The sequence below is a fragment of the Streptomyces sp. YIM 98790 genome, assembly GCF_011421595.1.
Taxonomy (GTDB): domain Bacteria; phylum Actinomycetota; class Actinomycetes; order Streptomycetales; family Streptomycetaceae; genus Streptomyces.
This window is the reverse complement of record NZ_WTLH01000003.1, coordinates 1-23,397: the sequence shown is the minus strand read 5'-3', so window position 1 is coordinate 23,397 and position 23,397 is coordinate 1. Positions and strand designations below refer to the sequence as shown.

13 protein-coding genes and 2 pseudogenes are annotated in these 23,397 nt (G+C 68.9%); 6 read left to right on the top strand and 9 right to left on the bottom strand.

All coding sequences use genetic code 11. The features are described from left to right. The first annotated feature begins 46 nt into the window (after positions 1–46). From GQS09_RS00965 to GQS09_RS00955, 3 genes are all read left to right on the top strand, one after another. Positions 47–2,032 (top strand): class I SAM-dependent DNA methyltransferase, encoded by a 1,986-nt coding sequence (locus GQS09_RS00965; RefSeq protein ID WP_313895936.1) that lies wholly within the window; start codon positions 47–49, stop codon positions 2,030–2,032. After that, entirely contained in the window at positions 2,029–3,255 is a 1,227-nt protein-coding gene (locus tag GQS09_RS00960) for a restriction endonuclease subunit S (protein ID WP_165984014.1), read from the top strand. The genes GQS09_RS00965 and GQS09_RS00960 overlap by 4 nt, the downstream gene beginning before the upstream one ends. 113 nt (positions 3,256–3,368) lie before the next feature. Further along, positions 3,369–6,464 carry a type I restriction endonuclease subunit R gene (locus tag GQS09_RS00955; RefSeq protein ID WP_243761004.1) on the top strand — a complete coding sequence of 1,032 codons (3,096 nt, stop codon included), beginning with the start codon at positions 3,369–3,371 and terminating at the stop codon, positions 6,462–6,464. Positions 6,465–6,508: 44 nt separating this feature from the next. Here the strand turns inward: GQS09_RS00955 and GQS09_RS00950 are convergent, their stop codons facing one another. The 5 genes from GQS09_RS00950 to GQS09_RS30210 all read right to left on the bottom strand — a co-directional run bounded on the left by GQS09_RS00950 (position 6,509) and on the right by GQS09_RS30210 (position 12,935). Continuing rightward, on the bottom strand, positions 6,509–6,694 hold the full coding sequence (locus GQS09_RS00950; RefSeq protein ID WP_165984012.1) for a DUF397 domain-containing protein: 186 nt from the start codon (positions 6,692–6,694) through the stop codon (positions 6,509–6,511). Beyond that, entirely contained in the window at positions 6,691–7,512 is an 822-nt protein-coding gene (locus tag GQS09_RS00945) for a helix-turn-helix transcriptional regulator (protein WP_165984011.1), read from the bottom strand. Before GQS09_RS00945 ends, GQS09_RS00950 begins: the two co-directional genes overlap by 4 nt. A gap of 177 nt (positions 7,513–7,689) precedes the next feature. Further along, a complete protein-coding gene (locus GQS09_RS00940; RefSeq protein ID WP_313895935.1) occupies positions 7,690–8,145 on the bottom strand; it encodes a hypothetical protein in 456 nt (151 codons plus the stop codon). Between the two features lies 1 nt (position 8,146). Further along, complete coding sequence (locus GQS09_RS00935; RefSeq protein ID WP_165984009.1) at positions 8,147–12,580, bottom strand: RHS repeat-associated core domain-containing protein; 4,434 nt, start codon at positions 12,578–12,580, stop codon at positions 8,147–8,149. A gap of 223 nt (positions 12,581–12,803) precedes the next feature. Then, positions 12,804–12,935: a hypothetical protein gene (locus GQS09_RS30210; protein ID WP_279577676.1), complete on the bottom strand. Its 132-nt coding sequence runs from the start codon at positions 12,933–12,935 to the stop codon at positions 12,804–12,806. On the opposite strand from GQS09_RS30210, the gene GQS09_RS30885 reads away from it, so the two are divergent. Next, positions 12,918–13,349 carry an ATP-binding protein gene (locus GQS09_RS30885; RefSeq protein WP_245834062.1) on the top strand — a complete coding sequence of 144 codons (432 nt, stop codon included), beginning with the start codon at positions 12,918–12,920 and terminating at the stop codon, positions 13,347–13,349. The genes GQS09_RS30210 and GQS09_RS30885 overlap by 18 nt on opposite strands. Before the next feature lie 35 nt (positions 13,350–13,384). Here the strand turns inward: GQS09_RS30885 and GQS09_RS00925 are convergent, their stop codons facing one another. Beyond that, positions 13,385–15,478 carry an AIPR family protein gene (locus tag GQS09_RS00925; RefSeq protein WP_313895934.1) on the bottom strand — a complete coding sequence of 698 codons (2,094 nt, stop codon included), beginning with the start codon at positions 15,476–15,478 and terminating at the stop codon, positions 13,385–13,387. A 211-nt stretch (positions 15,479–15,689) separates the two neighbouring features. Here GQS09_RS00925 and GQS09_RS00920 point away from each other — a divergent pair, with 211 nt between their 5' ends. Both GQS09_RS00920 and GQS09_RS30880 read left to right on the top strand, forming a co-directional pair. After that, positions 15,690–17,330, top strand: a complete 1,641-nt coding sequence (locus GQS09_RS00920) for a serine/threonine-protein kinase (protein WP_165984007.1) — start codon at positions 15,690–15,692, stop codon at positions 17,328–17,330. Positions 17,331–17,400: 70 nt separating this feature from the next. Next, a pseudogene (locus GQS09_RS30880) lies at positions 17,401–19,540 on the top strand (UvrD-helicase domain-containing protein); the annotation flags it as partial. 410 nt (positions 19,541–19,950) lie between these two features. On the opposite strand, the gene GQS09_RS00910 reads toward GQS09_RS30880, so the two are convergent. The 3 genes and pseudogenes from GQS09_RS00910 to GQS09_RS00900 all read right to left on the bottom strand — a co-directional run. Then, the gene (locus GQS09_RS00910; RefSeq protein ID WP_165984006.1) at positions 19,951–20,658 is read right to left on the bottom strand and encodes a maleylpyruvate isomerase family mycothiol-dependent enzyme; all 708 of its coding nucleotides are present in this window, start codon (positions 20,656–20,658) and stop codon (positions 19,951–19,953) included. 5 nt (positions 20,659–20,663) lie between these two features. After that, entirely contained in the window at positions 20,664–22,760 is a 2,097-nt protein-coding gene (locus tag GQS09_RS00905) for a translation factor GTPase family protein (RefSeq protein ID WP_165984005.1), read from the bottom strand. 183 nt (positions 22,761–22,943) lie between these two features. Beyond that, positions 22,944–23,397 (bottom strand): annotated as a pseudogene (locus GQS09_RS00900) (hypothetical protein); the annotation flags it as partial.

The window sequence follows — 23,397 nt, the reverse complement described above, 5'->3', positions numbered from 1 at the left end:
ACCACCCGACCGCAGAGCCGACCACCGCGAAGGACCACCCCAAACCGTGAGCGATACCACGCCCAAGAACCTGGCGAACGAGATCTGGCAGGTCGCCGACCTCCTCCGGGGCGACTACAAACGCGCCGACTACGGCAAGGTCATCCTGCCGTTCGCCGTGCTGCGCCGCCTGGAGTGCGTGCTGGAGCCGACACGGGAGGCGGTGCTCAAGGCACAGGAACGCTGGCAGGCCAAGGGCGTCAGCCCGGAGCCGTTCCTGCCCAAGGAGGCCGGATACGCCTTCTACAACCGGACCGCCCACACCCTGGCCTCGATCGCCGGCGCCCACGAGGACGCGCGGGCCGACCTGCACCGTTATGTGCGGGGCTTCTCGGAGAACGCCCGGCTGGTCTTCGACAAGTTCCGCTTCGCTGAGCAGATCGACCATCTGGCCGAGGTCAAGCTGCTGCACCTGGTGCTGTCCAAGTTCGCCGACTTCGACCTGCACCCCAGCGTCGTCTCCAACCATGAGATGGGCTATGCCTTCGAGGAACTGATCCGGAAGTTCGCGGAGGAGTCCAACGAGACAGCAGGTGAGCACTTCACCCCGCGCGAGGTCATCAAGCTGATGGTGAACCTGCTCCTCGCGCCGGACATGGAGGAGATCAAGGTCCCCAACATGAGCCGGTCCGTCTACGACCCGGCCTGTGGGACCGGCGGCATGCTGTCGGCGGCTGAGGAGTTTGTCCTCCAGCACAACCCGCAGGGCAACGTCTACGTCTTCGGACAGGAGCTGAACCCCGAGTCCTGGGCCATCTGCCGCTCCGACATGATGATCAAGAACCACTACGCGGAGAACATCAAGCTCGGCAACTCCTTCAGCGAGGACCTGCTCGCCGATCGCAAGTTCGACTACATGCTCTCCAATCCGCCGTTCGGCGTGGAGTGGAAGAAGGTCAAGAAGGCCGTCGAGGACGAGCGGGACAACCTCGGATACCGAGGCCGCTTCGGTGCGGGTACCCCGCGTATCAACGACGGCTCACTGCTCTTCCTCCAGCACATGATCTCCAAGATGAAGCCGGTTCACGAGGGCGGCAGCCGCCTGGCCATCGTCTTCAACGGCTCGCCCCTGTTCACGGGCGCGGCCGGCTCCGGGGAGTCGGAGATCCGGCGATGGATTCTGGAGAACGACTGGCTTGAGGCGATCGTCGCCCTGCCCGACCAGCTCTTCTACAATACCGGTATCTCGACCTACTTCTGGATTCTCACCAACCGCAAGGACCCGGCCCATAAGGGCAAGGTCATGCTGATCGACGCCCGCGACTACTGCGTCAAGATGCGGAAGTCCCTCGGCGACAAGCGCAAGCAGATCAGCGACGAGCAGATCGACGAGATCACCCGGCTGTACGGGGAGGCGCTGACCGCCGCATCCGATCCCGAGCATGAGTTGCACGGCAAGGTGAAGGTCTTCCGCAATCGAGACTTCGGCTACCAGCGCATCACCGTGGAGCGCCCCCTGAAGCTGCGCTTCGAGGTCACCGAGGAGACGCTGGACGAGATTTGCGAGTCCAAGCCCATCGCCAGGGCCTTCGGCGACATCGAGCAGTTCGTGAGCGCCTTCAAGCCGCTGGTGGGCCAGCAGTGGTCCACCAAGGCCGAAGCCTGGGACGCCATCCGCCGCGCCCTGGTCAAGTCTGGCCTGCTGTGGCCGTCAGGTTCATCTTTTGCCAAGGCTCTGCGGGACGTGGTCGGAGTGCGTTGCCCGGAGGGCGAGGTCCAGACGAAGAAGGGCGAACCCGAGCCGGACCCCGACCTGCGTGACTTCGAAAACGTTCCGCTCGACGAGGACATCGCCGCCTACATGGAACGGGAAGTTCTTCCTCATGTGCCCGATGCCTGGGTGGACCACGACAAGATCAAGATCGGCTACGAAATTCCCTTCACTCGTCACTTCTACGTATACGAGCCCCCGAGGCCTCTGGTTGCTATCGATGCAGAACTAAAGTTGCTCGAGCTAGAGATTCAGCAGCTCATCGGTAAGGTGGCAAAGTGACTGAAAATGTGCGCCTTCGTCATCTGGCAAGAATTAATCCCCCTTGCCCGCGCTTTGATCGCCTGTCGGCCGATGCGGAACTTACCTTTTTGCCTATGGAATGCATCTGGCCAGGACAGAGGCTTGATCTAACGCACCGTAGGGTGAAAAGTGCAGTAGCCGCCGGATTCACCAGGTTTCAGGATGGCGACGTTCTTGTTCCGAAAATTACTCCGACGTTCGAGGCTGGCCGGGCGGTGCTGGTTAATGGGCTCCATAACGGTGTTGGGGCAGGGACGACCGAGTTGCACGTCCTGCGGGCTGGGCCGAGAATCGACCCTCGCTTTCTTTTCTATCTTGTGAATACTCATTCCTTCCTGAAATTCGGCGAGGCTGAGATGTACGGTGTTGCTGGGCAGCAGAGGGTGCCAGACGGTTTCCTTAGGAATCTTCCCGTTCGTGTTCCTGATTTGGAGGAGCAGTGCCGCATCGCTGACTTCCTTGACTTGGAACTGGCACACATCGGTAGATTGGACGAGGTGCGTGCGCGGCAGTCGGCTGTTGTTCCTGAAAGGCTCCGTGCGGCATTGGATGGGATCTTTGCGCCAAGCAGCTGCGTGAAAGAGACCCGCCTGAAGTACTTGTTCTCAGTGCGCCCGCGATACGGTGTTTTGGTGCCACATTTTACCGATGAGGGTGTTCCTTTTATTCGGGTTAATGATCTACTGGACCTTCCTGGGCGAATCAAGGATGTTCCCAAGATTCCTGTCGAGCTTTCACGGCAGTACTCGCGTACGGTTGTACGCCGTGGAGACGTATTGATGAGCGTGGTAGGTACCCTGGGGCGGGTGGCCATTGCTCCCGAAGAGGTGGCTGGTGCAAATATTGCCAGGGCTGTTGCTTCCCTGCGCGTCCACGAAGGCGTGAGCTCTCGTTTGCTGACTGCTTGGATTAAGTCATCTGCTTTTGAAGAGCAGGCGGTTAGGGCCACTGCCTCGGATACGGCGCAGCCTACGCTGGGGATGGAGGACCTTGGGAATTTTCGAGTTCGATGGCCTCTTGGCCCCCGCGAGCAAGATCACATGGTCCGGGAGGCTCTGGCGGTAGAGTCGGAGATGAAAGAAATGGTCCGGTTGATTGAAGAACAGCGTCGGCTCTTGACGGAGAGGCGGCAGGCGCTGATTACTGCTGCGGTCACGGGGCAGATGGATGTGACGACGGCGCGGGGGGTTGAGGTGTCGTGAGTGGTGGGGTGCGGGCTCGCTCGGAGGGGGCGTTTGAGGATGCGGTTACCGGGGCGCTGCTGGGGATCGGGTGGCAGTCCGGGCAGCAGGGGGACTATGACCCCGAGCTCGGGTTGGACACCGCGCATCTGTGGGAGTTCATCGGGGCGACGCAGCCGGATGTGCTGGAGGCGCTGAAGGATCTCGCGGGTGGTGATCCCGATGCCGCGATGCGGGAGTTCAAGCGGTTGGTGGCGCAGGAGATCGATGCGCGCGGTGCGCTCGATGTGCTGCGCAACGGGGTGAAGGACCGGGGCCTGCGGGTGGAGATGGCCTACTTCCGACCCGCGCACACGGTTGCCGAGGACGCGCTGGACAACTACCGGCGGAACCGGCTGTCCGTCACGCGGCAGCTCCGGTATTCCGCCGAGCACGGCAACACCCTCGACCTCGTCCTCTTCGTCAATGGCATCCCCGTGGCCACGGCCGAGCTGAAGAGCTCGGCCAGTGCGCACCCGCAGACGGTGAAGGACGCCATCCGGCAGTACCGGCAGGACCGGGACCCCAAGGACCTGCTGTTTGCCAAGCGCGCGCTCGTGCACTTCGCCGTGGACGAGGAACTGGTGTTCCTCACGACGAAGCTGAAAGGACAGAAGACCAGCTTTCTGCCCTTCAATCAGGGTTCGGCGGGGCCGGGGAACTCCGGTGGTGCCGGTAATCCGCCGCTTGCCCCCGGTGGCCCGGCATACCGGACCGCGTACCTGTGGGAGGAGGTCTGGCAGCCGGATGCCTGGCTGGATCTGCTGAAGCGGTTCCTGCACGTGGAGGACCCGAAGCTGAAGAAGGGCGGCCAGGGCTCTGCCGGGGGACGGCGGACGAGTGTCCACGACCGGACGCTGATCTTCCCCCGCTACCACCAGTGGCACGCCGTCCGGCGGCTCACCGAGGATGCGGCCCGGCACGGCTCGGGGAACAACTACCTGGTCATGCACTCGGCCGGCTCCGGGAAGTCCAATACCATCGCGTGGCTCGCTCACCGGCTGTCGACTCTGCACGGCTCTGCTGAGCCCGGTGCCCTGGACGAGCAGGCCGTCATCGCAGGGCGGATCGAGCCGAACAAGCCGGTCTTCCACAAGATCGTGGTGATCACCGACCGCTCGGTGCTGGACCGGCAGCTTCAGGACACGATCTACCAGTTCGACCACACGCCCGGTGTGGTGGAGCGGATCACCGGCTCAGGCGGGTCCAAGTCGCAGGAGGTGGCGAAGGCGCTGGCCAACACGGCCACCAAGATCGTCATCGTGACCGTGCAGACCTTCCCCTATGTGCTGGAAGGCGTGCAGTCACTGTCCGACAAGCGGATCGCCGTCATCGTCGACGAGGCGCACTCCGGCCAGTCCGGCGACTCCGTCAGCAAACTCCGCAAGGTGCTGCGCGGCCTGGGTGCCGAGGACAAGGACGGCGACGACGAGGACTTCCTGACCTCCTCGGCCGCCGCCCGCCAGATGCACCCGAACCTCACCTACTTCGCCTTCACGGCCACCCCGAAGCAGAAGACGCTCAACCTTTTCGGCATCCACGACCCCGTGGCCGACGAGATGCGGGCCTTCCACATCTACTCGATGAAGCAGGCCATCGAAGAGGGCTTCATCCTCGACCCGCTGCGCAACTACACCACCTACACCACCCAGTGGAAGGTGCAGAAGGAAGGCGCCGAGCAGATCGAGGTGGACCCCGACAAGGCCAAGGCCGAACTCGGACGCTTCGTCTACCTCAACCCCGCCACCCTCGCCCAGCACGCCGAGGTCATCGTCGACCACTTCCAGCGCCACGGCCGCTCACGCCTCGGCGGCCGGGCCAAGGCCATGGTCGTCACCCGCTCCCGCGAACACGCCGTACGGATGTACCGCGCGGTGCAGCAGGCGACCAAGGACCTCGGCTGCGAAGACCTGGGCGTGCTCGTCGCGTTCTCCGGCGAGCTGGAGCTGGACGACGAACGGGTCACCGAAGCACAGCTCAACGGCATCCCCGATAAGGAACTCCCGGAGGCGTTCGCCTACACCCGGGCGGACGACCGCCATGCCGCTCTGCGCACCGGCCGGCCCGGCGGCGCCCCGTCGCGCACCGAGTACCGCATCCTGATCGTCGCCGAGAAGTACCAGACCGGGTTCGACCAGCCGCTGCTCACCAGCATGTACGTGGAGAAGCCGCTGACGGACGTGGCGGCGGTGCAGACGCTCTCCCGGATCAACCGCACCCACCCCCTCAAGAGCCAGGACGACCTGTTCGTCCTGGACTTCGCCAACAAGGCCGACGCCATACAGGACGCCTTCCGGCCCTACTTCACCGAGGCCCGCACCCAACGGGCCGACCCCAACCTGCTCTATGCGGCACAGCGCGCGGTGATGAACCACCAGCTTCTGCGCGAGGAGGAACTGAAGGCGTTCATCGAGGCGTATGTACGTTCACAGCCGGCCACCGACGCCGGGGCGACGGACAGCGTGGCGGGCAACCGGGCCTGGGAGAAGCAGCACGCGGCGCTCTACCGGCACACCGACGCGGCGAAGGTCCGCTTCGAGCAGCTCCAGCAGCAGGACCGGGACGCCGCCGAGGACTTCCGGTCCGACCTGCGCGACTACCTGCGCAAGTACGGTTTCCTCTCCCAGCTCATGCCACGGCCGGACACCGAACTGGAACGGCTCTACCTCTACGGCAAGCACCTGGCCAACATCCTGCCCCCGCCGCCGTACGACCCGTCCGTGGACATCGGGGAACTGGACCTCACCCACATGCGGGTCAGCGAGGACGGGAAGCACGATCTCAGCCTCGACGAGGACGACGCCCAGGCCCTTCCCGGCTTCGACAGCAGCACCGGTACCTACAAGGAACCGAGCAAGGCGCTGCTCTCGGAGATCATCGAGGACTTCAACGAGCGGCACGGTCTGGGTCTCAGCGAAGCCGACCGGCTGATGTACGAGGAACGGATCGTCGCCGCCGCAGAGGACCCCGGCCTGGAGGCTGCGGCGGTGGCGAGCCGCAACGAGGGCGACTTCGAACTGCCGTTCCAGAGCCGCTTCCGGGACATCATGATCGAACGGGCCGAGGCGGACACCAAGTTCACCGAGCGCTACTTCTCGGACGCCGAGTTCCAGGGCAAGCTCGACCAGGAGGCCCGCCGAGCGGCGTACCGGCTCATCCGCCGCCGGCACAACCTGCCTGACACGAACTGACGGTTCGGTCCTCGCACCGCGATGAGGGGCGAGGACCGGGCTGTTCAACGCACCGTGCAGGTGAGGAATGTCTGCCAGGCGGCGGGCGAGAGGGTCAGGTGCGGGCTGTGCTCGTCCTTCGAATCCCGGACGTGGACCATGCCGGGGCGGGAGGTCGCAACCTCGACGCAACTGTCTCCCTCGGGGCCGCTGTAGCTGCTCTTGAACCAGACCAGCTCACCGGTGCTCATAGCTCTCCTCGCAGTCGCTTCAGCAGGCTCATGGAGTCCCTGAGGCTGAGAGCCTGTGAGCGCATCTTGGCATAGCCCTGAATCATTGCGCTGATCTGTTTTGCGTCGGTGTTCAAGTGCCCGAAGAACTGTCCCTCCGTGTAAGCCAGCCACCGGTTGTCCGGCGTTTCCAGGAGCTGCATCGGACCGCCGAGCCCGGAGTGATCCTCCTGCTGCTGAGGCATGATCTGAACCTGCACGTTGCGCAGTTGCGCACACGCAAGTACGTGGTCGAGGAGCCCGCCGGTCACCTCCACTCCGCCTGTCCGGCGAAGGAACAGCCCTTCTTCGAGGATGAAGCTGTAGCCCGTGCTCGCCCGCTCGCGCAGGAGCCGTTGGCGGTCGACCCGGGCTGTCACGCGGTTGTCGATCTCCTCATCACTGAGTGCGGGAACACGGCTTCGAAAGACCGCGCGCGCGTAAGGCTCGGACTGCAACAGTCCCGGTACCACCCGGCATTCGTACGTCCACAGGTTGAGGGCCTCTTCCTCCAGGTTGGCCCATTCGCGGAACCAGGTGGCGATGCCGGGGCGGCGCGAGATGTGGCGGGCGGCGGCGCGCAGGGCGCCGAAGGCGTCCAGGACCTCCTCCGCCCGCTCGACGAAGTCGCGCTGCGGGAAGCGACGGCCCTGTTCGATGGAGGCGACGGTCTGCACGGAGTACCCGACCAGCGGGGCGAGTTGTTCCTGTGTCAGCCCCGCACGTTCGCGGAAGACCTTGAGGAGGGCTCCGAACGCCTTGAGGCTGTCCGAGGTCTCCGGTTCACCGCTGCCCGCCATGGTCCGGACCACCTCCGGTGCAGTTCGGGGAGATAACACTGAGCGCTGACATGATCGCGGAGTGTCGCCCATACTGTCCACCGCCTGCGCCCGTACGCCGACCCGGCGTACGGGCGGTGTGGGTGGTGACGGGCCGGCGAGCGCGATCGACGCCGGGGCGGCGCGGTGTGCCATCCCTCAGCGAACAGCAGGACGCCGGAAAAAGGCCCGCAGTGCGTCCATGCTGGTGTGCCACTCGGAGATCTCGTCGCCGTCCTCCGTGATGGTCTCCCGGGGGCCGACCGAGGCCCAGGGGGCCTCCGGGTCGAAGGCTTCGGTGAGTTCGTCGAGGAAGATGACGGAGTTCTGGACGAAGACCTGTTCCCCCTCGCGGTACAGCGGCCAGCAGAAGACGAAGTTGCTGGTCGCCGGATCGGTGATGGAGGTGATCAGACAGGAGATCGCGTCGTCCGCGCTTTCCAGCCGGTGGTAGGCGAGCCGCCAGCTCCTGCGGTAGTCGTCGGCCGACCAGTAGGCAAGGCTGGCGCGGAACGCTTCGGTGAACTCACCGATCCGGATCGTCCCGACGGCTTCGGGTCCCTCGGAGTCGGGGTCCCGGAAAAGAGTGTCGGCGTCCAGTTCGATGGAAAACACTTCACTTTTTGACATAGTTGAGATTCGCGTCGTAAGTCCCGATGCGTCGGCCCTTGCGGTCGAAGACTTTCCAGCCATTCGACACGTTGTGTCCGTCGATGTCCGGGGTGATGTATCTCTTCCCGTTGGTGAAGACCGGCTGGCCGTGGGAGTCGAAGGGTGCCCGCTGTGGCGGAATTCTCCGAGGATAGCCGAGCTCCCGCGCGCGGTCCGCGGTGCTCTGCTGTGGCGTGCTGTCGAGCGGGCCGTAGAAGTCCTGGTTCCGTGCGCTGCGCTCCGCCACCGTATCGGGGTGGTAGGGGTCTCCCACGAGGGCGGGGGAGGACGTGTAACCGGGGCGCAGGTCGTTGCCTGTGAGGCCCAGTGGGTCGCACCACGTGTGGGGGTTGTGGGGATAGGCGTAGGGCTGGGGGCCGGCAAGGAGGCCCAGCGGGTCCGGGCTTGTATAGCGGCCGGTGCGGGGGTCGTAGTGGCGGTTGTAGTTGTAGTGCCAGCCGGTCTCCTCGTCGGCGTACTGGCCGGGAAATCGCAGGGGAGTGGCGGCGCCGCCTGATCGGGACGCGGCCTCGGTGATGCCCCACACCGTCGAACGGGCGCGCCATACCGTTTCCCCGTGCTCGTCGAGCAGTTGGGTGGGGGTGCCGACCAGGTCGGTGACGATGGCGTAGAAGCGGGCATCGGTGCCGGACGGGGAATCCGGCTCCGCCGGGCCGTACTCGCTCTGGGCCAGCGGGTGCAGCCCGGCGTGGTCCCAGGCCAGCGTCACCGGCCCGGCGGCCTCGGGGCCCGTGGTGGTCTGTTCCACCAGGGTGGTGTCGTGCCAGGTGAAATCGGTCTGTTCGACAACGGTGGCACCGTCGGTCCCGAGACGCTGCTTTGCGATGCGGCGTCCGAAGGGGTCGTAGAGGTACCGCCACTGGCTGCCGTCCGGCGTGGTGACGGCCGTGAGGCGGTTCTCCGCGTCCCAGGTGTACCGCCAGGTGTCGGGTTTGCGGGAGATCCGGACCTGCTGGCGCAGCACGGTACGGCCTGCCTCGTCATGCCGGTAGCGGATGCTGCCGGCCCGCGTGACGAGGCCGCCCGCATAGGCCCGCTCGCCCGTCGCCTCGGCGGACATCTGGCCCACCGACCCGGAGCAGTGGGCCAGGAGTTGATTGCCGGCGGTGTCGTAGAGGTACTTCTCGGTGCGGTCCGGGCCGGTGACCTCGGTGATCCGGCCGCTGCCGTCCAGCGTGAAGCGGGTGGTGTCCGTGCCGTCGGTGAGGGCGGTGAGGTAGTGGTCGGTACGGTAGCGGTAGGAGCGGTGGTGCAGGAGCCGCCGGTTGCGGCCGTCGCTGCGGCCGGGGCCGTCCGCAGCGGTCAGCGTCTGCCCAGTCAGCCTGCCCACGGGGTCCCACTGCTGGGTGAGGGCGAGGGAACCGCCCATGGTTCTGGTGGTTTCGCGGCCCATGGGGTCGTAGGCGAACGTGAGGGCGGTCCGGCCGGCGGCCAGGCTGAGCGGCTGGCCCGCGGCGTCGTAGGTCCATGTGCTGGTGTGGCCGGTGGGGGTCGTCCGGGAGAGCGGGCGGCCGTGGGGGTCGTAGGCGAGGGTGAGGGTACGGCCGTTGATGGTCTCGGACACCGGATTGCCCATGGCGTCGTAGCGCCGCGTCAGCGTCACCCCCGGTGCCGTGGCGTGGACGATGCGCCCCGCCGTGTCGTAGTCGTAGGTTGCCGCGGTGCCGTCCGATGTCTCCTTCCGGATCAGGCGGTCCGCGGCGTCGTAGGTGTGGGTGACGGTCTGCCCGGCGGCGTTGGTGACGGTGACCGGCCGGCCGGCGCTGTCCAGGAGGTAGGCGGTGGTGCGGCCGTCAGGATCGCTCTCGGCGGTCAGGCGGTCCGCGGCGTCGTAGGTGTACTCCCAGGAGCGGCCCTCCGGGCCGGTGACGCGGAGGAGATTGAGTTCCGTGTCGTAGCCGAAGATGTACTGGGCCCCGTCGGCGCCGGTCCGGCCGGTGAGTATGCCGAACGGACCGTAAGTGAAGCGGGTGACTCCGCCGTTCTCGTCGGTGTGTGCCCGGCAGGTTCCCTTGGCGTCCCATTCCCAGGTTTCGGCGGAGCCGAGAGCGTCCACCCGGCGCAGGATCTTTCCTTCCGGCGACCAGGTGAGCCTTGTGATGTTGCCGAGGGGGTCGGTGATCTCCACCGGGCGCCCGAAGGCGTCCCGCCGGTAGCGGGTCGTCTCCCCGAGCGGGTCCGTGATGGCGGACGGCAGCCCTGCCGCGTCGTGGCGGAAGGTGGTGGTGTTGCCGGTGACGTCGGTGACGGAGGCGGGGGCGCCGTGGCTGTCGTAGGTATAGCGGGTGCGGTGTCCGGCAGGGTCGACGACGGCGACGAGATTGCCCCGTCGGTCGTACGCCTGCCGCCAGGCGGCCCCGCCGGGCTCGACGATTTCGGTGGGCAGGCCGAGTTCGTTGTACTCGATGCGGGTCTGTGCGCCGTCCGGCCGGGTGACGACGGCGATCTGGCCGCCGTCGTCGTACTCGTAGTGTGTGGTGCGGCCGAGAGGATCGGTGACGGCCAGAGGACGGTCGTAGGGGTCCCACTCCCGGCGGGTCGTGTTGCCCAGCGGGTCCGTTTCGGCGACGAGCTGGAAGCCGGCGTTGAACTGGTAAACAGTGGCGTGTCCGAGGGAGTTGATCGCCGTGGTGCGGTGGTTGTCCGGATCGTAGGTGTAGCGGCACTCCAGGGCCCGGTCCGTTCCGGTGCCGAAGATGCAGCGGCCGGCTCCGTCGTACTCGTAGCGGTACCAGAACCCGCCGCGGTCCTCCCACCGGACCAGGCGGTGTTCGTTGTCGTACGCGAACTGGACAGGCACGCCGGTCGAGTCGTAGACCTTGGCCAGGTTGCCGAGGTGGTCGTAGTCGTACGCCAGGAGCAGGGGCTCGGCCGGGTCGGACAGCAGGCGCAGCGCGGTGACACGGCCGTCGTAGACGGCGACGCCGATGCGGTAGCCGCCGGAGTGGGCGACTTCGGCGGGGTCCCCGGCCGCGGTGTAGCGGAAGTCGATGCGGTTGCCATTGCGGTCGGTGACGGCGACCAGGGGAAGTTCGTTGCCCGGTCGGCCCGGCACCGGAGCGAAGTGCAGGGTGCGGCCTGCGGCGCCCTGCCGGATGGTGAGCGGCGAGCCCGCACGGCCGTCCCAGGCCAGGCCCCAGCGCGGGCCCATGACCGGCATCACCGGGGTCTCCGGGTCCGGCAGCGGCACCGGGTAATGGAGATCCATGCCGTCGGCGGAGAGGAACCGTACGCCGTACTCCTCGAGGACCAGCCGCTGGTCGAGGGTGGAGGCCCAGGAGGAGCCGAACCACCGGCCGTGGCGGTAGGTGGACAAGTGGTGCCGTTCCAGCGTGAGAGGAAGCACACCGGGGAGTTCGACATCCATGGCGGGCAGCACCACTTCTCCGGTGGCGAAGTCGACCGGGTCCGTGGAGGTGAATCGGTTGGCCATCGGCCGGCTGTTCTGGGCCAGGTCGGTCCCTTCGCGGCGCACGCTCTGCGCTGTGTTGCGGGCGGCGGTCCGGGCGGCTGAGGCTCCCCGGCCGATGATCCTTCCGCCGGGGATGCAGTCCAGCACGGCGAAGCCGACATCCCACAGCGTGGCCTCGCCGTTGGCGTATTTGATCAATGTATCGGCCAGGATGACCAGAGACGCGGCCAGGAGAACAGCCCATACCACCGGCCCGCCGAGCACCAGGGCGACAATGCTGGCGACGGCGGCGATGATCTTGGCCACCTGGACGATGGTGTCCCAGTTGTCCACCACCCAGTCGACGGCCTTCTGCCACCACTTCTTGTTCTGCATCCCCGCGTCGGAGGCTTCTTCGAGGTCACGCTTGCAGCGTTCCGCGGCCTCTTCACGGGCCTCACGCGCCTGCTGGGCCAGGGCGATCGCGGCGTTGAGCTTCTCGCGGGCGTCGTCCACGGCCGTCTGGGCGTTGCCGGCGTCGAGCTGGGCGTCGGACAGGGCGCGGCGGACCTCGGCGGAGACCTCACCCTCGTCCGGCGGCTCCGCCTCCTCCTCGGCGTCCTCCAGCGTCGAGGTCGCCCGTTCCAGCCACGACTGGGCGGTGGACAGCTCGGCCCGCGCGTCCTCCGCATCCGTCAGCGCCCGGTCCGCATCCCGCTGCGCCTCCTCCAGCTTGGGGGCGTAGGTCAGCAGCGCCTGCCCGGCCAGGTCGTAGGACGTGTGCAGCTTCTCCAGATTCGGCGGGACCTTGTCGAACTTCTCCCGGTAAGCGTCGGCCGACTCTCCGACGAAGGCGGCCAGGGTGCCGTCCTCGCCCAGGGTGCGGACCTTCTGAAGCGCGTCGTAGACGTCATCGGCGAAGGTGGTGAACTTGTTGCCCAGTTGCTCGATACGGGACGGATCTCCGGGAGTCGGGTCCCCGTCCATATCCACAGGTGACCAGTCCGACGCACGACCCATCACGCTCTCCCCCCATAGCGGTGCCTTGCCATGTGGCGTCGCCCCAACGTAACCAAGCGCTTCGCGTATCTCAACGTACGGTAAGGAGAGCCGGGGTCCGACGAGGCCCGTACTGGGCACTCAGGGTATGCGTACCTGAACAGAGCGTACGGTCCGGGTGGCTGGTGAGGGCCGCACGGCCGCGGGAACCTCAGGTCTCATGCACGTCCCTCCGCCCCCCTCCGCCCACCATGCCTTCGATCTGCGGCTCTTCCTTCAGCACTTCAGCCCCACACCTCGGGGTGCGCGTCTGGCGCGCATCCTCGTGGAGCAGCAGCTCCACGAGTGGGGCATTCCATACGACAGTGAGACCTCGCAGGCCGCTGTCACGATTGTCGCGGAACTGGCCGCCAATGCCGTCACTCATGGCTTCGTGCCGGGGCGGGACTTCCGAGTCGGGATACTCGTCACATCGGCTCCCCGGGTTCGCATCGAGGTCAGCGACCGGCGCGGTGACCGGCTGCCGCTCCTCCCGCCTTGCGCAGCCGGGTCGGACTGCGAGTCGGGCCGAGGGCTGAAGCTGGTCACGGCGCTGGCCGACTGCTGGGGCGTGCTGCGCTGGGCCGGCCCGGTGCCGGGCAAGACGGTGTGGGCGGAGGTCTCCCGGCGGGAACCGGAGCCGGACGGGAGGGCCGTCGCCGAAGCGCCGGGCACGGGGAGAACGCCCCCTGCCGGGAACGGGGAACGAGGCCGGTGACAAACCCGTTGCCCAGGCTGCCGCCGGTGACCGGCTCAGGCGTCGTCGACCTCGGGATCGTCCTCGTCCGCGAGGACGTCGAGTGCGAGCTCCCAGAGGGTCTTCTCGCCGTCGCTCCAACGGGACGGGCCCTGTACCGCGGCGGGCGCGTTCTCGTAGCGGGCCAGCTCCCACATGCGGGTGACCAGGCCGCTGGCGGAGTAGACCTCCTCGTCGTACTCCCACAGCAGGCACTTGATCCGGTCGTTGATCCAGGTCGCCCGTGCCCGGCGCGGGTCCTGGGCGATCCAGGCCGCCATGGCGGCCCGTTCGCCCTCCGACTTGGGCTGGTAGCGCAGCGGGTAGCCGTTCGGCAGCCGGCCCGCGCTCACCAGGGTCGGCACGGCGTTCGGGCGGCGCGGCCTGCGTGGCCGGCGGGCCGGCGGCCGGTAGTCCTCGGGCAGTACCGGCACGGTGCCGCCGCGGCGCACATCGGCCAGCACCAGTCCGGCCAGGTATTTGCAGCGTTCCTCGCTGCCGAAGGTCTTGGTCAGGAAAGAGTTCTCGAATGCGGCGTCCGCGTGATGGATCACCCAGGACAGCACCTGGGCGGTCAGTGCGGGAATCCGGGCCAGAACGGGTTCCCAGCCGGCCGCGGGGTCGTCGATCTCCTCCAGGTCCAGGAGCTGGAACACCAGGTGGGTCACCAGCAGGTCGCCGCGCCGGGCCATGTCGGCCGCCCGGCCGTGCAGCCCCTTGCGTTCTGCTTCCAGCGCGGCGCCGACCTGCCGGTACACCTGTACGGACCGCCAGATCCGCAGGGCGCCCGGGTTCTCGCCGAACAGGCGGGGATACGCGCCCTTGGGGCCGCGTTCCCAGAGCAGATCGGTGTCCGTCTTGGCGCGGGCGGCCAGCTCGGGGGAGCGGTAGGCGCAGGCCAGCGCGGTGGCTGCCTGCACCACGGAGCACCCGGTGTCGGGTGACGGATCGGCTTCGCCGCGCTTGAAGACGTACCGCTTGTCCAGGAAGAGCCGGAACTCCTCCTGGATCAGTGCCTGCGTCGGATCCAGAGCGATGAAGTCCCGCTCCGAGACGTCGTTCTGGGTATTGGTGGTCTCGGTGATCCTGGGTGCGTAGTCCGCGCGTCGGTCGCCCAGCGAGAACACCCGGACGGTGACGTCCGCGTCCATCACCGTGTCGGGGTTCTCCCGCAAGGCGTCATGGATGGCCGTCACCGTCTGGGCACCGTTGACCACGCTGACGCCCTTCAAGTGGAGCCTGACGGGCTCGTTGGGGTGACGCCGTCCCAGCCACTCCGGTTTGATCTCGTCGCACAGGACGGTGATGCCGTTGTTGAAGTACCAGAAGTTCTCCGGCTCCTTCAGCAGCGTCTGCTTGATGCCCCGGTTGATGCGGGTGAGACCGAGCGAGGAACGGACGTTCTCTCCGTACAGGCGGCCCTCGTGCTCGGCATACCACTGGCCGATCTCATCGGCGGCGACCGTGCCCTGCCACGCCTCGAAGGGGGTGTCCCGCTTGATCCAGGAGGACATCCGGAGACTGACGTCGATGGGGTCGGGCGCGTAGTCCTCGCGCAGTTGGCGGTGGAAGTCCTCGGCGCCGAGCACCCGGTACTCCAGGAGCGGGCCGAGGTCGTTGAAGTCCTTGCGCACGTCCTCCAGGTGGGCGGTCACCTCGTCCGACAGGACACCGGGGCCCATGACCGCGATTACCATGATCACCCGCAGCCGGGGGTCGCTGAGCGCCGCGTTCACCCGGGCGGCGATCACATCGTCCAGCCGGTCGTTGAAGCGGTCGAAGCTGTGCTGCTCGATCAGCCGGAACCCGTTGGTCAGTGCCCGGGCCGCGTCCAGGTCCAGCTTGCCGGTGCCCCGGTCGCTCCACTTGGCCTGGACGAGCCACACGTCCCGGGAGTTGTCGCTGACGGCGACACCATCGATGCCCTGGTCCAGCTCGCCGTCGATCACTGCCTGACCGGCGGCGGCGTGGTCGCAGCCCGTCACCAGCCGGATCGCCGCCGCGGTCAGGGCCCGGGACAGGAATCGCTGCTCCCGTCCGTGCTGGTCATAACCCTTCAGATCGTCCTCGTGAATCAGCCCCCGGTAGTCACGGAGCAGTGCCTGACGCACGTGCCCGACCCGGACCGGGGGCCGCCTGTTTCCCGATGCGCCGCCGTTCATGCTCTGCCGTGCCCCCTTGCCGTGCGTGCCGCGTGGCCGTACATCCTACGGCGTGGTCCCGGTTGTGCACGCGGCGTGAAATGTGGTGCTGTCGCTTTCTGGACCTGTGGGTCGGACCGGGGCAGACTGGCCGCCGGACGATCTCGGGGAAGGGCCGGCGATGGAGTATCGGTCGCGGCGGATCGCGAACCGTTATGAGCTGAGCGCGCCGCTGGACGGCGGGGGGATGGGCGTGGTCTGGGAGGGCTACGACACCGTGCTGGACCGTCCGGTCGCGGTCAAGCGGATCCGCGCGGAGAAGGCGCGGACCCCTGGTCAACGGGCAGAGCTGGCCCAGCGGTTCAAACGGGAGGCGAGGGTCACCGCCAGGATCGAGCATCCCGGTGTGCCCGCCGTCTACGACGCGGCCATCGACCGCGACCCGGCGGACGAGAACGCGCTGGACGAGCTCTATCTGGTGATGCAGCTGGTCCGCGGCCGGTCCCTCGGGGACATCCTGGCAGAGCACGGCGAGCCGTTGCCGCTGGCGTGGGCGGTGTCGATCGCCGCCCAGATCTGCTCGGTGCTCTCCTTCGCCCACGCGGTGCCGGTGGTGCACCGCGATCTCAAGCCGGGCAATGTGATGATCGATGACACCGGCCATGTGAAGGTGCTCGACTTCGGCGTGGCCGCCGTGCTGGGCACGGACGTCACGCAGATCACCGATACCGGTCAGATGGTCGGCACCCGCGACTACATGTCACCCGAGCAGTTCCACGGCGTGGGGGTCAGCCCGCGCAGCGACCTGTACGCGCTCGGCTGCCTGCTGCACGAGATGCTCAGCGGCGGCAAGGTCTTCGACGGCACCAGTGACCCGGCCCTCCAGCATGTGCACGAGGAACCCGTGCCGTTGCGCGTCCTCAACCCCGGGGTGCCGCCGGAACTGGAGGACCTGGTCCTCGATCTGCTGGCCAAGGCGCCGGAGGACCGGCCGGCCTCGGCGGAGGAGGTGCACCGGCGGCTCAGCCCGTACCTGCCCGGACCGGGACAGGCCGCCGAGCCGGTGGCGCCTGCTGTGACGGGTGTCCCGGACCCCACCCGGCCCTACCGCCGCCCGCTCGCCCCCAGGCAGCAGCCCGTGCGGCCCGCCGCGTCGGCCCTGCCCGGGCCAGAGCCGTCGACGCCTCCCGAGCAGCCGCCCGCCGTGGCGATGGCGGAGCTCAAGGAGGCCGAGGAGCACGCGTTCGCCCTGATCGACGAGGAGCGTTTCTCGCAGGCAGTGGGTGTGCTGGAGGAGGTCATCGCCGCCTCGCCGGTCGGGCCGGACCATCCTCGGATGCTCGAGATCCGGGAGACCCACGCCGCGGCCCTGGTGCTCGGCCGTGACTACCGCCGGGGACTGGTGGCCTTCCGGGCCCTGATCGCGTCCTGGTCGCGGATCGACGGTCCGGAGAGCGAGCGGGCTGTGGAGTACCGGCAGCAGGCGGCGGTCTGCCTGGCCGCTCTCGGCGAGACCGAGGACGCGCTGGCCGAGTACCGGGCGCTGCTGTCGCTCGCGGAGCAGCGCGGCGGGACGCCCGGCGGTGGCAGCGTCGGCGAGCTGCGCCGCCGGATCGGTGACCTGCTGCTCGCCGCACATCGCATCCGCGAGGCCGCCCACGTCTTCCGGGCCCTGCTGGCCGAACTGACCGCCGACCACGGACCGGAGCACCCGGAGGCCCGGGAGATCCGCGACCTGCTGATCCGTATCGAACTCACCGGCGGGACAGGCAGTATCGGCAGCCCGGACGGCCGCGGAGGCAGGGGTGCCGCCGGAGCATGAGCGTGTGCCGCCCAGCGCGCGCCGGCTCAGGAGGCGGCCGGCCTACGGGAACGGGAGAACGGGAGGCCCTGTGCCGCGACTCGCCCTCGACATCGGCTTCTGCCAGGAGCTGCACAAGCTGGAGAAGAAGGCCAAGAACGGAGTGTTCGATCTCTGGAAGAAGTTCGAGGAGCTGAGCCTGCCCCAGCTGATGGCCGAGGGGAGCGGGGTGCGGCTCGAACAGCTGAAGAGTGCACGTGATCCGCACATCCGCACCGTCCGGATAGACCGCTTCTGGCGCGGTGTGGTGCTGGCACCGGAGACCGGAGAGTTGTTCGTGCTGCTCAAGGTTCTGCCGCACGACGATGCCATCGCCTGGGCGAAGAAGCAGCGGGCAAGCATCAACACCGTGACCCGGGCAGTGGAGATCCGCGACGTCGGGACGCTGGACGCGCTCGCCCCGGCCACCGAGCACCTCGCCATCGGGCCGCCCGGACACCGCCTCTTCGACCACCTCCCGGACAAGGCACTGGCCTCCCTGGGCATCGACGAGGACACCCTGCGCCGTGCCATGTCCCTCACCGACAAGGAACAACTGGAACTCTCCGCCCCGTACCTTCCGCCCGATCAGTGCGAGGTGCTGCAATACCTCGCCGAGGGATTCACGGTGGAGGAGGTGTGGCGGGACATCGTGGCCACCGGGTTCCGGCGGCAGCGGCCGGGCCGGTCGATCCGGCCGACTACGAGACCGCGATCCGGCACACGCGATCCCGGATCGCACTGGTCACGCCCCGGAGGAGCTGCGGGACATCCTGGAGAAGCCATTCGCCGCCTGGCGCGTCTTCCTCCATCCCACACAGCACCCGGTCGCCTACCGCACCAGCTACTCGGGCCCCGCACAGGTCTCCGGCGGTCCGGGAACCGGCAAGACCGTCGTTGCGCTGCACCGGGTCCGGTATCTGCTCGGGCACCTGCGCGACGGGGACGCATACTGCTCACCAGTTACACCAACGCGCTGGTGGTGGCGTTGCGCAGCGGCTGACACAGTTGGTGGACGATCCGGTGCTGCGGGAACGGGTGGACATCCACACCGTGGACTCCTTCGCCCACCGGGTGCTCATCGCCGCCGGGCGTCCGGAACTGAAGCCGCTGTGGGGCAGTGAGGAACTGCGCTACTGGAGGCGGGTCGCCCAGGACTGCGGGCTGCCGTGGAGACCGGAGTTTCTGGCGCAGGAGTACCGGCACATCGTTCTCGCCCAGGACATCAGGGACGAGGAACCTACCGTGCCGCGCAGCGGCGGGGCAGGGGAAGCCAGGTTCCGCAGCGGCGCCGGCCCGAGCTGTGGCGTGCGGTGGAGAGGTTCAGCGCCGCTCTGGCCCGAGACCAGCGCTGCACCTATCTGCAGCGGGCGGCCGATGCTGCCCGGGCCCTGGAGGCGGGCGGTCCCTGCCACCGCCATGTGGTGGTCGACGAGGTGCAGGACCTGCACCCGGCCCAGTGGCGGGTGCTGCGAGCCGCCGTGGCGGAGCGTCCCGACGACCTCTTCATCGCCGGCGACCCGCACCAGCGGATCTACGACTCGCGCGTGTCTCTCAAGACACTGGGCATCAAGATCACGGGCCGCTCCACCAGGATGCGCAAGAACTACCGCAGCACCCAGGAGATTCTGCGCTGGTCCGTGGCCCTGCTTGCCGGGCGGCCGGTGGGGGAGCTGTCCGCTGCGGAGCGGAACGAAACGCTCTTCGATTACCAGTCGGCGCTGCACGGCTCTGTCCCGCTGGGGTTCGCGGCGCGCACGGCCGAGGAGGAACTCGAAGCCCTGGCGAAGCAGATCCGGGCATGGAGGGCCGCAGGAGTCTCGCTGGGCGAGATCGGTGTCGCGACGCGCTTCAACAAGGGGGTCGACGCGGTGGTCTCGCGGCTGAAGGAGGAGACCATCCCGGTCCGTACGCTGCGCTCGGAATCCACGAAGAACCTTGAGACCGTCTCGGTGGGCACCATGCATGCATTCAAAGGGCTGGAGTACCGCTGCGTCGCAGTGCACGGAGCGCTTGACAGCGCCCTTCCATTCCCGAAAGCCGTCACCCCTGCGGAGACCGATCGCATCCAGTACGAGACGGATCCGATGAGCGAACGCTGCCTGCTGTTCGTTGCCTGCACTCGTGCCCGTGAGCAGCTTTATGTCTCCTGGGCGGGACAGCCCAGTTCCTTCCTTGTGAAGGCAGGACTGGCCCGGCACTTATGGTGGTTGCTGGCGGGGGCACGGCCGGACCGACGACGGCCTGCATGTAAGCAGGAACGCGCACGTCTGGGCTGCGCCGGAACATCCGCCGTCTGCGAACGCCGCCGCCTTCTGCTGCACGCATCCGCGCCGGAACGTTCTCGGCGCCGCGCGGACGACGAAGGGCCTACGAGGTGGGCTCCCTGCGCCGGCATTGTCCGGATCAGGTTCTGGAGGTCGCCGTCCGGCCTTTCGGCCTTCCGGCCTCTCAGCCCGGTCTCCGCGGTTCTCTCCGGGTTCGGACCCCGTCGATGCCCGCTTCGGCCGAGCTCCCTCGCTCGCCCCGTAGGCTCTTTCCACGGTAGTACGACAAATCTGGATGTCAAGTGGTGAACCGGGCATAGCGGGCAGGTCTCGGGTCAGGTGAGGGCGATGCTGTCGAGCAGGCCGGACAGGGGGGCGGGGGCGCCGAGGAGCTGGACGGACTCGTGGCCGGGCGGGCGGCGGCGGTAGCAGAGCAGCAGGAGGCTGGTCAGCGGAGCACGGACCGCGGTGGCCGCCTTCTCGTGGGCGCGGCGCCAGGTGAAGCCCGGCGGGGTGAAGGTGATCAGCCACTCCGCGTCATCGGCATCGGTGGCGTGCAGATGGAGGGTCTGCCCGGCCAGCTCCCGCAGGCCGGGCAGATCCTGGCCGGCGAACATGTCCAGCAGCTCGTCCAGGCCGTCGGCCGCGAGATCGCCCGCGAGCTCGAACGGGGCGCCGAGCGCGAGGGCGGCGTCGGCGCGGTGGACGGCCAGATCGTGGGCGGCACGGCGGGCCCAGGAGCGTGCCGGCTGCTTCAGACCCCAGGCCTCGGCCACGGCCTCCGCCCCGGCGGAACGGAAAGCGGCGGCGAAGCGCTCGGCGCAGTCGGCCAGCCGGGGCGGGACCTCGCCGGGGGCGGAGCCGCGCACGGCCTGCTCCAGGGTGGCGAGGTTGCCCCGGATGTGGACGGAGAGCTCGGCCAGCGTCCAGCCCGGGCAGGTGGGCACGGGCGTCTGCGGAGGGGCACCGGCCAGCAGGCCGTCCAGCAGCGCCGCCTGGGCCGTGACCTCGTGGCAGTAGCGGTCGTAGGGAAGGGAAGCCATGACGATCACGGTAGCCGCGGGGACTGACAGCGGCGGTTGTCCGCGAGTCCGGGAGCGGCGAGGTGGCGCAGATACGCCTCCCGGTGGAGGGGGTTGCCGTCGGTGCGGGCGCGGCGGGGGAGCGGGCCGCGTACCGGACGGTCCCCGCCGGGCCGTGACCACAGCACCCCCTCACCGCGGGTCAGGGCGGGCAGTTCCCTGGTCAGGCGCTGGGCGAGGCGGCCGGGGAGCTCGGCGGTGAGCAGCCGGACGGCGCCCTGGCCGACGTCCTGGAGCAGATCGGCGCCCAGCGCGCCGAGCAGGCGGAGGACGGCGCCGAGGGTGTCGTCCGGCAGTTCGATCTCCACGGACTGGCAGGGTTCGTGGACCCGGGTGCCGGCGGAGCGCAGGGCTCGCATCAGCACCATCGGGGTCAGCCCGCGGAAGTCGGCGGCCGTGCTGCTGGGCGCGTGATGGCGGACGCGGGTCAGGGTGACCGTGCAGTCGGTGACCTCCCAGCCGTACAGTCCCTGCTCCAGGGTGCGCAGCGCCGATTCCTCGACGGCCCGGTGGAAGGCGCGCGGCATGATGCCCCACTCGGCGGCGTGCACGAAGGTGACGCCGGAGCCGGGCTCGGCCGGTGCCACGCGGAGCCCGACGGTGGCCCAGAAGTCGTGGTTGCCGCGGCGGTCCATCTCGGTGAGCGCCTCGCCGGTACCGGCGGGCCGCTCGAAGCAGACCGGGGTGGCCGGTGCGAAGTCCGCCTCGACACCGAAGTCGCGCAGCAGCCGTTCGGCGACGACCTCGCGCTGCACCTCGCCGTAGAGCTGGACGGAGAGGCCGCCGTCCGCCGTGGCGCGGGTGCGGATGAGCGGGTCCTCGTCGGCCAGGGCCGTCAGCGCGGTGTGCAGCCGGGGCTCCTCGCCCGGGCGGCGCGGCCGGACCACGGTTTCCAGGGCGGGCGGGGGAAAGTGCTGCTCCCCGTCCCCGAAACCGTCGCCGCCGCCGTCCCCGCCGCCGTCCCCGCCGCCGGCCCCGGCGCGGACCGGTGGCGGGCCCAGGCGGTCGCCGACCCGGATGCCGTGCAGCCCGTGCAGACGGGCGATGCCGCCCGCGGCAAGCTCCCGGACGGCCGGCCCCGCCTCCGGCCCCCGGCCCGTACCGGGAGCGGGCGCGGGCGCCGGGGCGGAGACGGAATCGAGGCGGGTGATCCTCCCGGTGTACCGCTGGGCGGTGCCACCGGGCGGGCGGCGGTGGAAGGTGAGGCGCTGCCGCTCCCGTACCCGGCCGGAGAACAGCCGCAGGAGGGCGACCTTGCCCCCGTCGGCTGCCCGTTCGACGGCGAACACCCTGCCGGAGGCCGGCCGGTCCGGCTCGGGAACCGGCGGGTGCAGCAGCGTGCGGACGGCGGTGGTGAGGCCGCCGGTGCCCTCGCCGGTGAGCGCGGAACCGAAGAGGAGCGGGTGGACCGTGCCGGCGGCCGTCCGGTCGGCGAGCAGCCCGCGCAGCTCGGCGGCTGCGGGGGCGGGTCCGCCCTCGACCAGCCGGGCCAGCAGGGTGTCGTCGTGCTCGGCGAGGACCTCGGCGGCGTGGTCCCCGAGCGGGACCGGGACGGCGCGGGCGGCCGGGGTGCCGGCGCCGGTCACGGCGGCCAGCGGGACGATGTGCGGGGAGAGCCTGCGGCGGATCTCCGCCGGCAGGTCCGCGCAGCGCGCGCCGGTGCGGTCGATCTTGTTGACGAACAGCAGGGTCGGCAGGCGCAGTCTGCGCAGCGAGCGCATCAGGACGCGGGTCTGCGCCTGCACCCCCTCGACCGCGGACAGCACCAGCACGGCGGCGTCCAGCACGGACAGCGCGCGCTCCACCTCGGCGATGAAGTCCGGGTGGCCCGGGGTGTCCACCAGATTGACCTGGAGATCCCCGGTGACGAACGGCGCGACCGCGGAGCGGATGGTGATGCCGCGTTCGCGCTCCAGCTCACCGGTGTCGGTGCGGGTGCTGCCGGTGTCGACGCTGCCGAGTTCCTCGATGGCACCGTTGTGGAACAGCAGCCGCTCGGTGAGGCTGGTCTTACCGGCGTCGACGTGGGCAAGGATGCCGAGATTCAGAGTCCTTCGGGGCAAGGCGGTCCTCAGAGGTCGGTTCGTGGCCGTACAGCGACTCGATGTCTCCGAGGTGACGCCCCATCGGGTTCCTCCCTGATGCTCGCCGGCTCCCGCTCCGCGGGGCCCGCCCGGTGCGGACGGACGCGGGGAAGCTACCCCGGGCGGGGGCGCGGGCGGAAGCGAATATCCGGGGCCCGGGAGTCAGGGAACGGCCGCCGCGATCTCCTTCTCGGTGCAGGTGCGCACCTCGACGGTGTTGCGGGTGCGGGCTCCGGGCAGCCAGCCGGCCGAGCCGTCCCCGGTGGTGACCAGATACCAGCGCCGGGAGGAGACGCCGCTTTCGTCGGTCAGCAGGGTGCCGTCCGGGACCACGCAGCGGGCCGCCACCCGGTCGCCGTGCCACACCCGCCCGGCGTGGTTGTCCGGATCGGCGTACACCCCGTAGGGGTCGGCGGCCAGGTGCAGGCCGCACTCGATGACCCGCAGCGGCCGGCATGCCTGCTCCGCGTTGTAGACCGTCAGCTGGACCGCTCGCGGTGCCGAGGCCTGGCCCGCCCCCGGGCGGGGGCCGACCAGCCACCAGGCTCCGGCGGCGATGGCGGCGACCGCGACGGCGGCACCCAGGCCGGCCGCCAGCCCGGCCGCCACCGAGGCC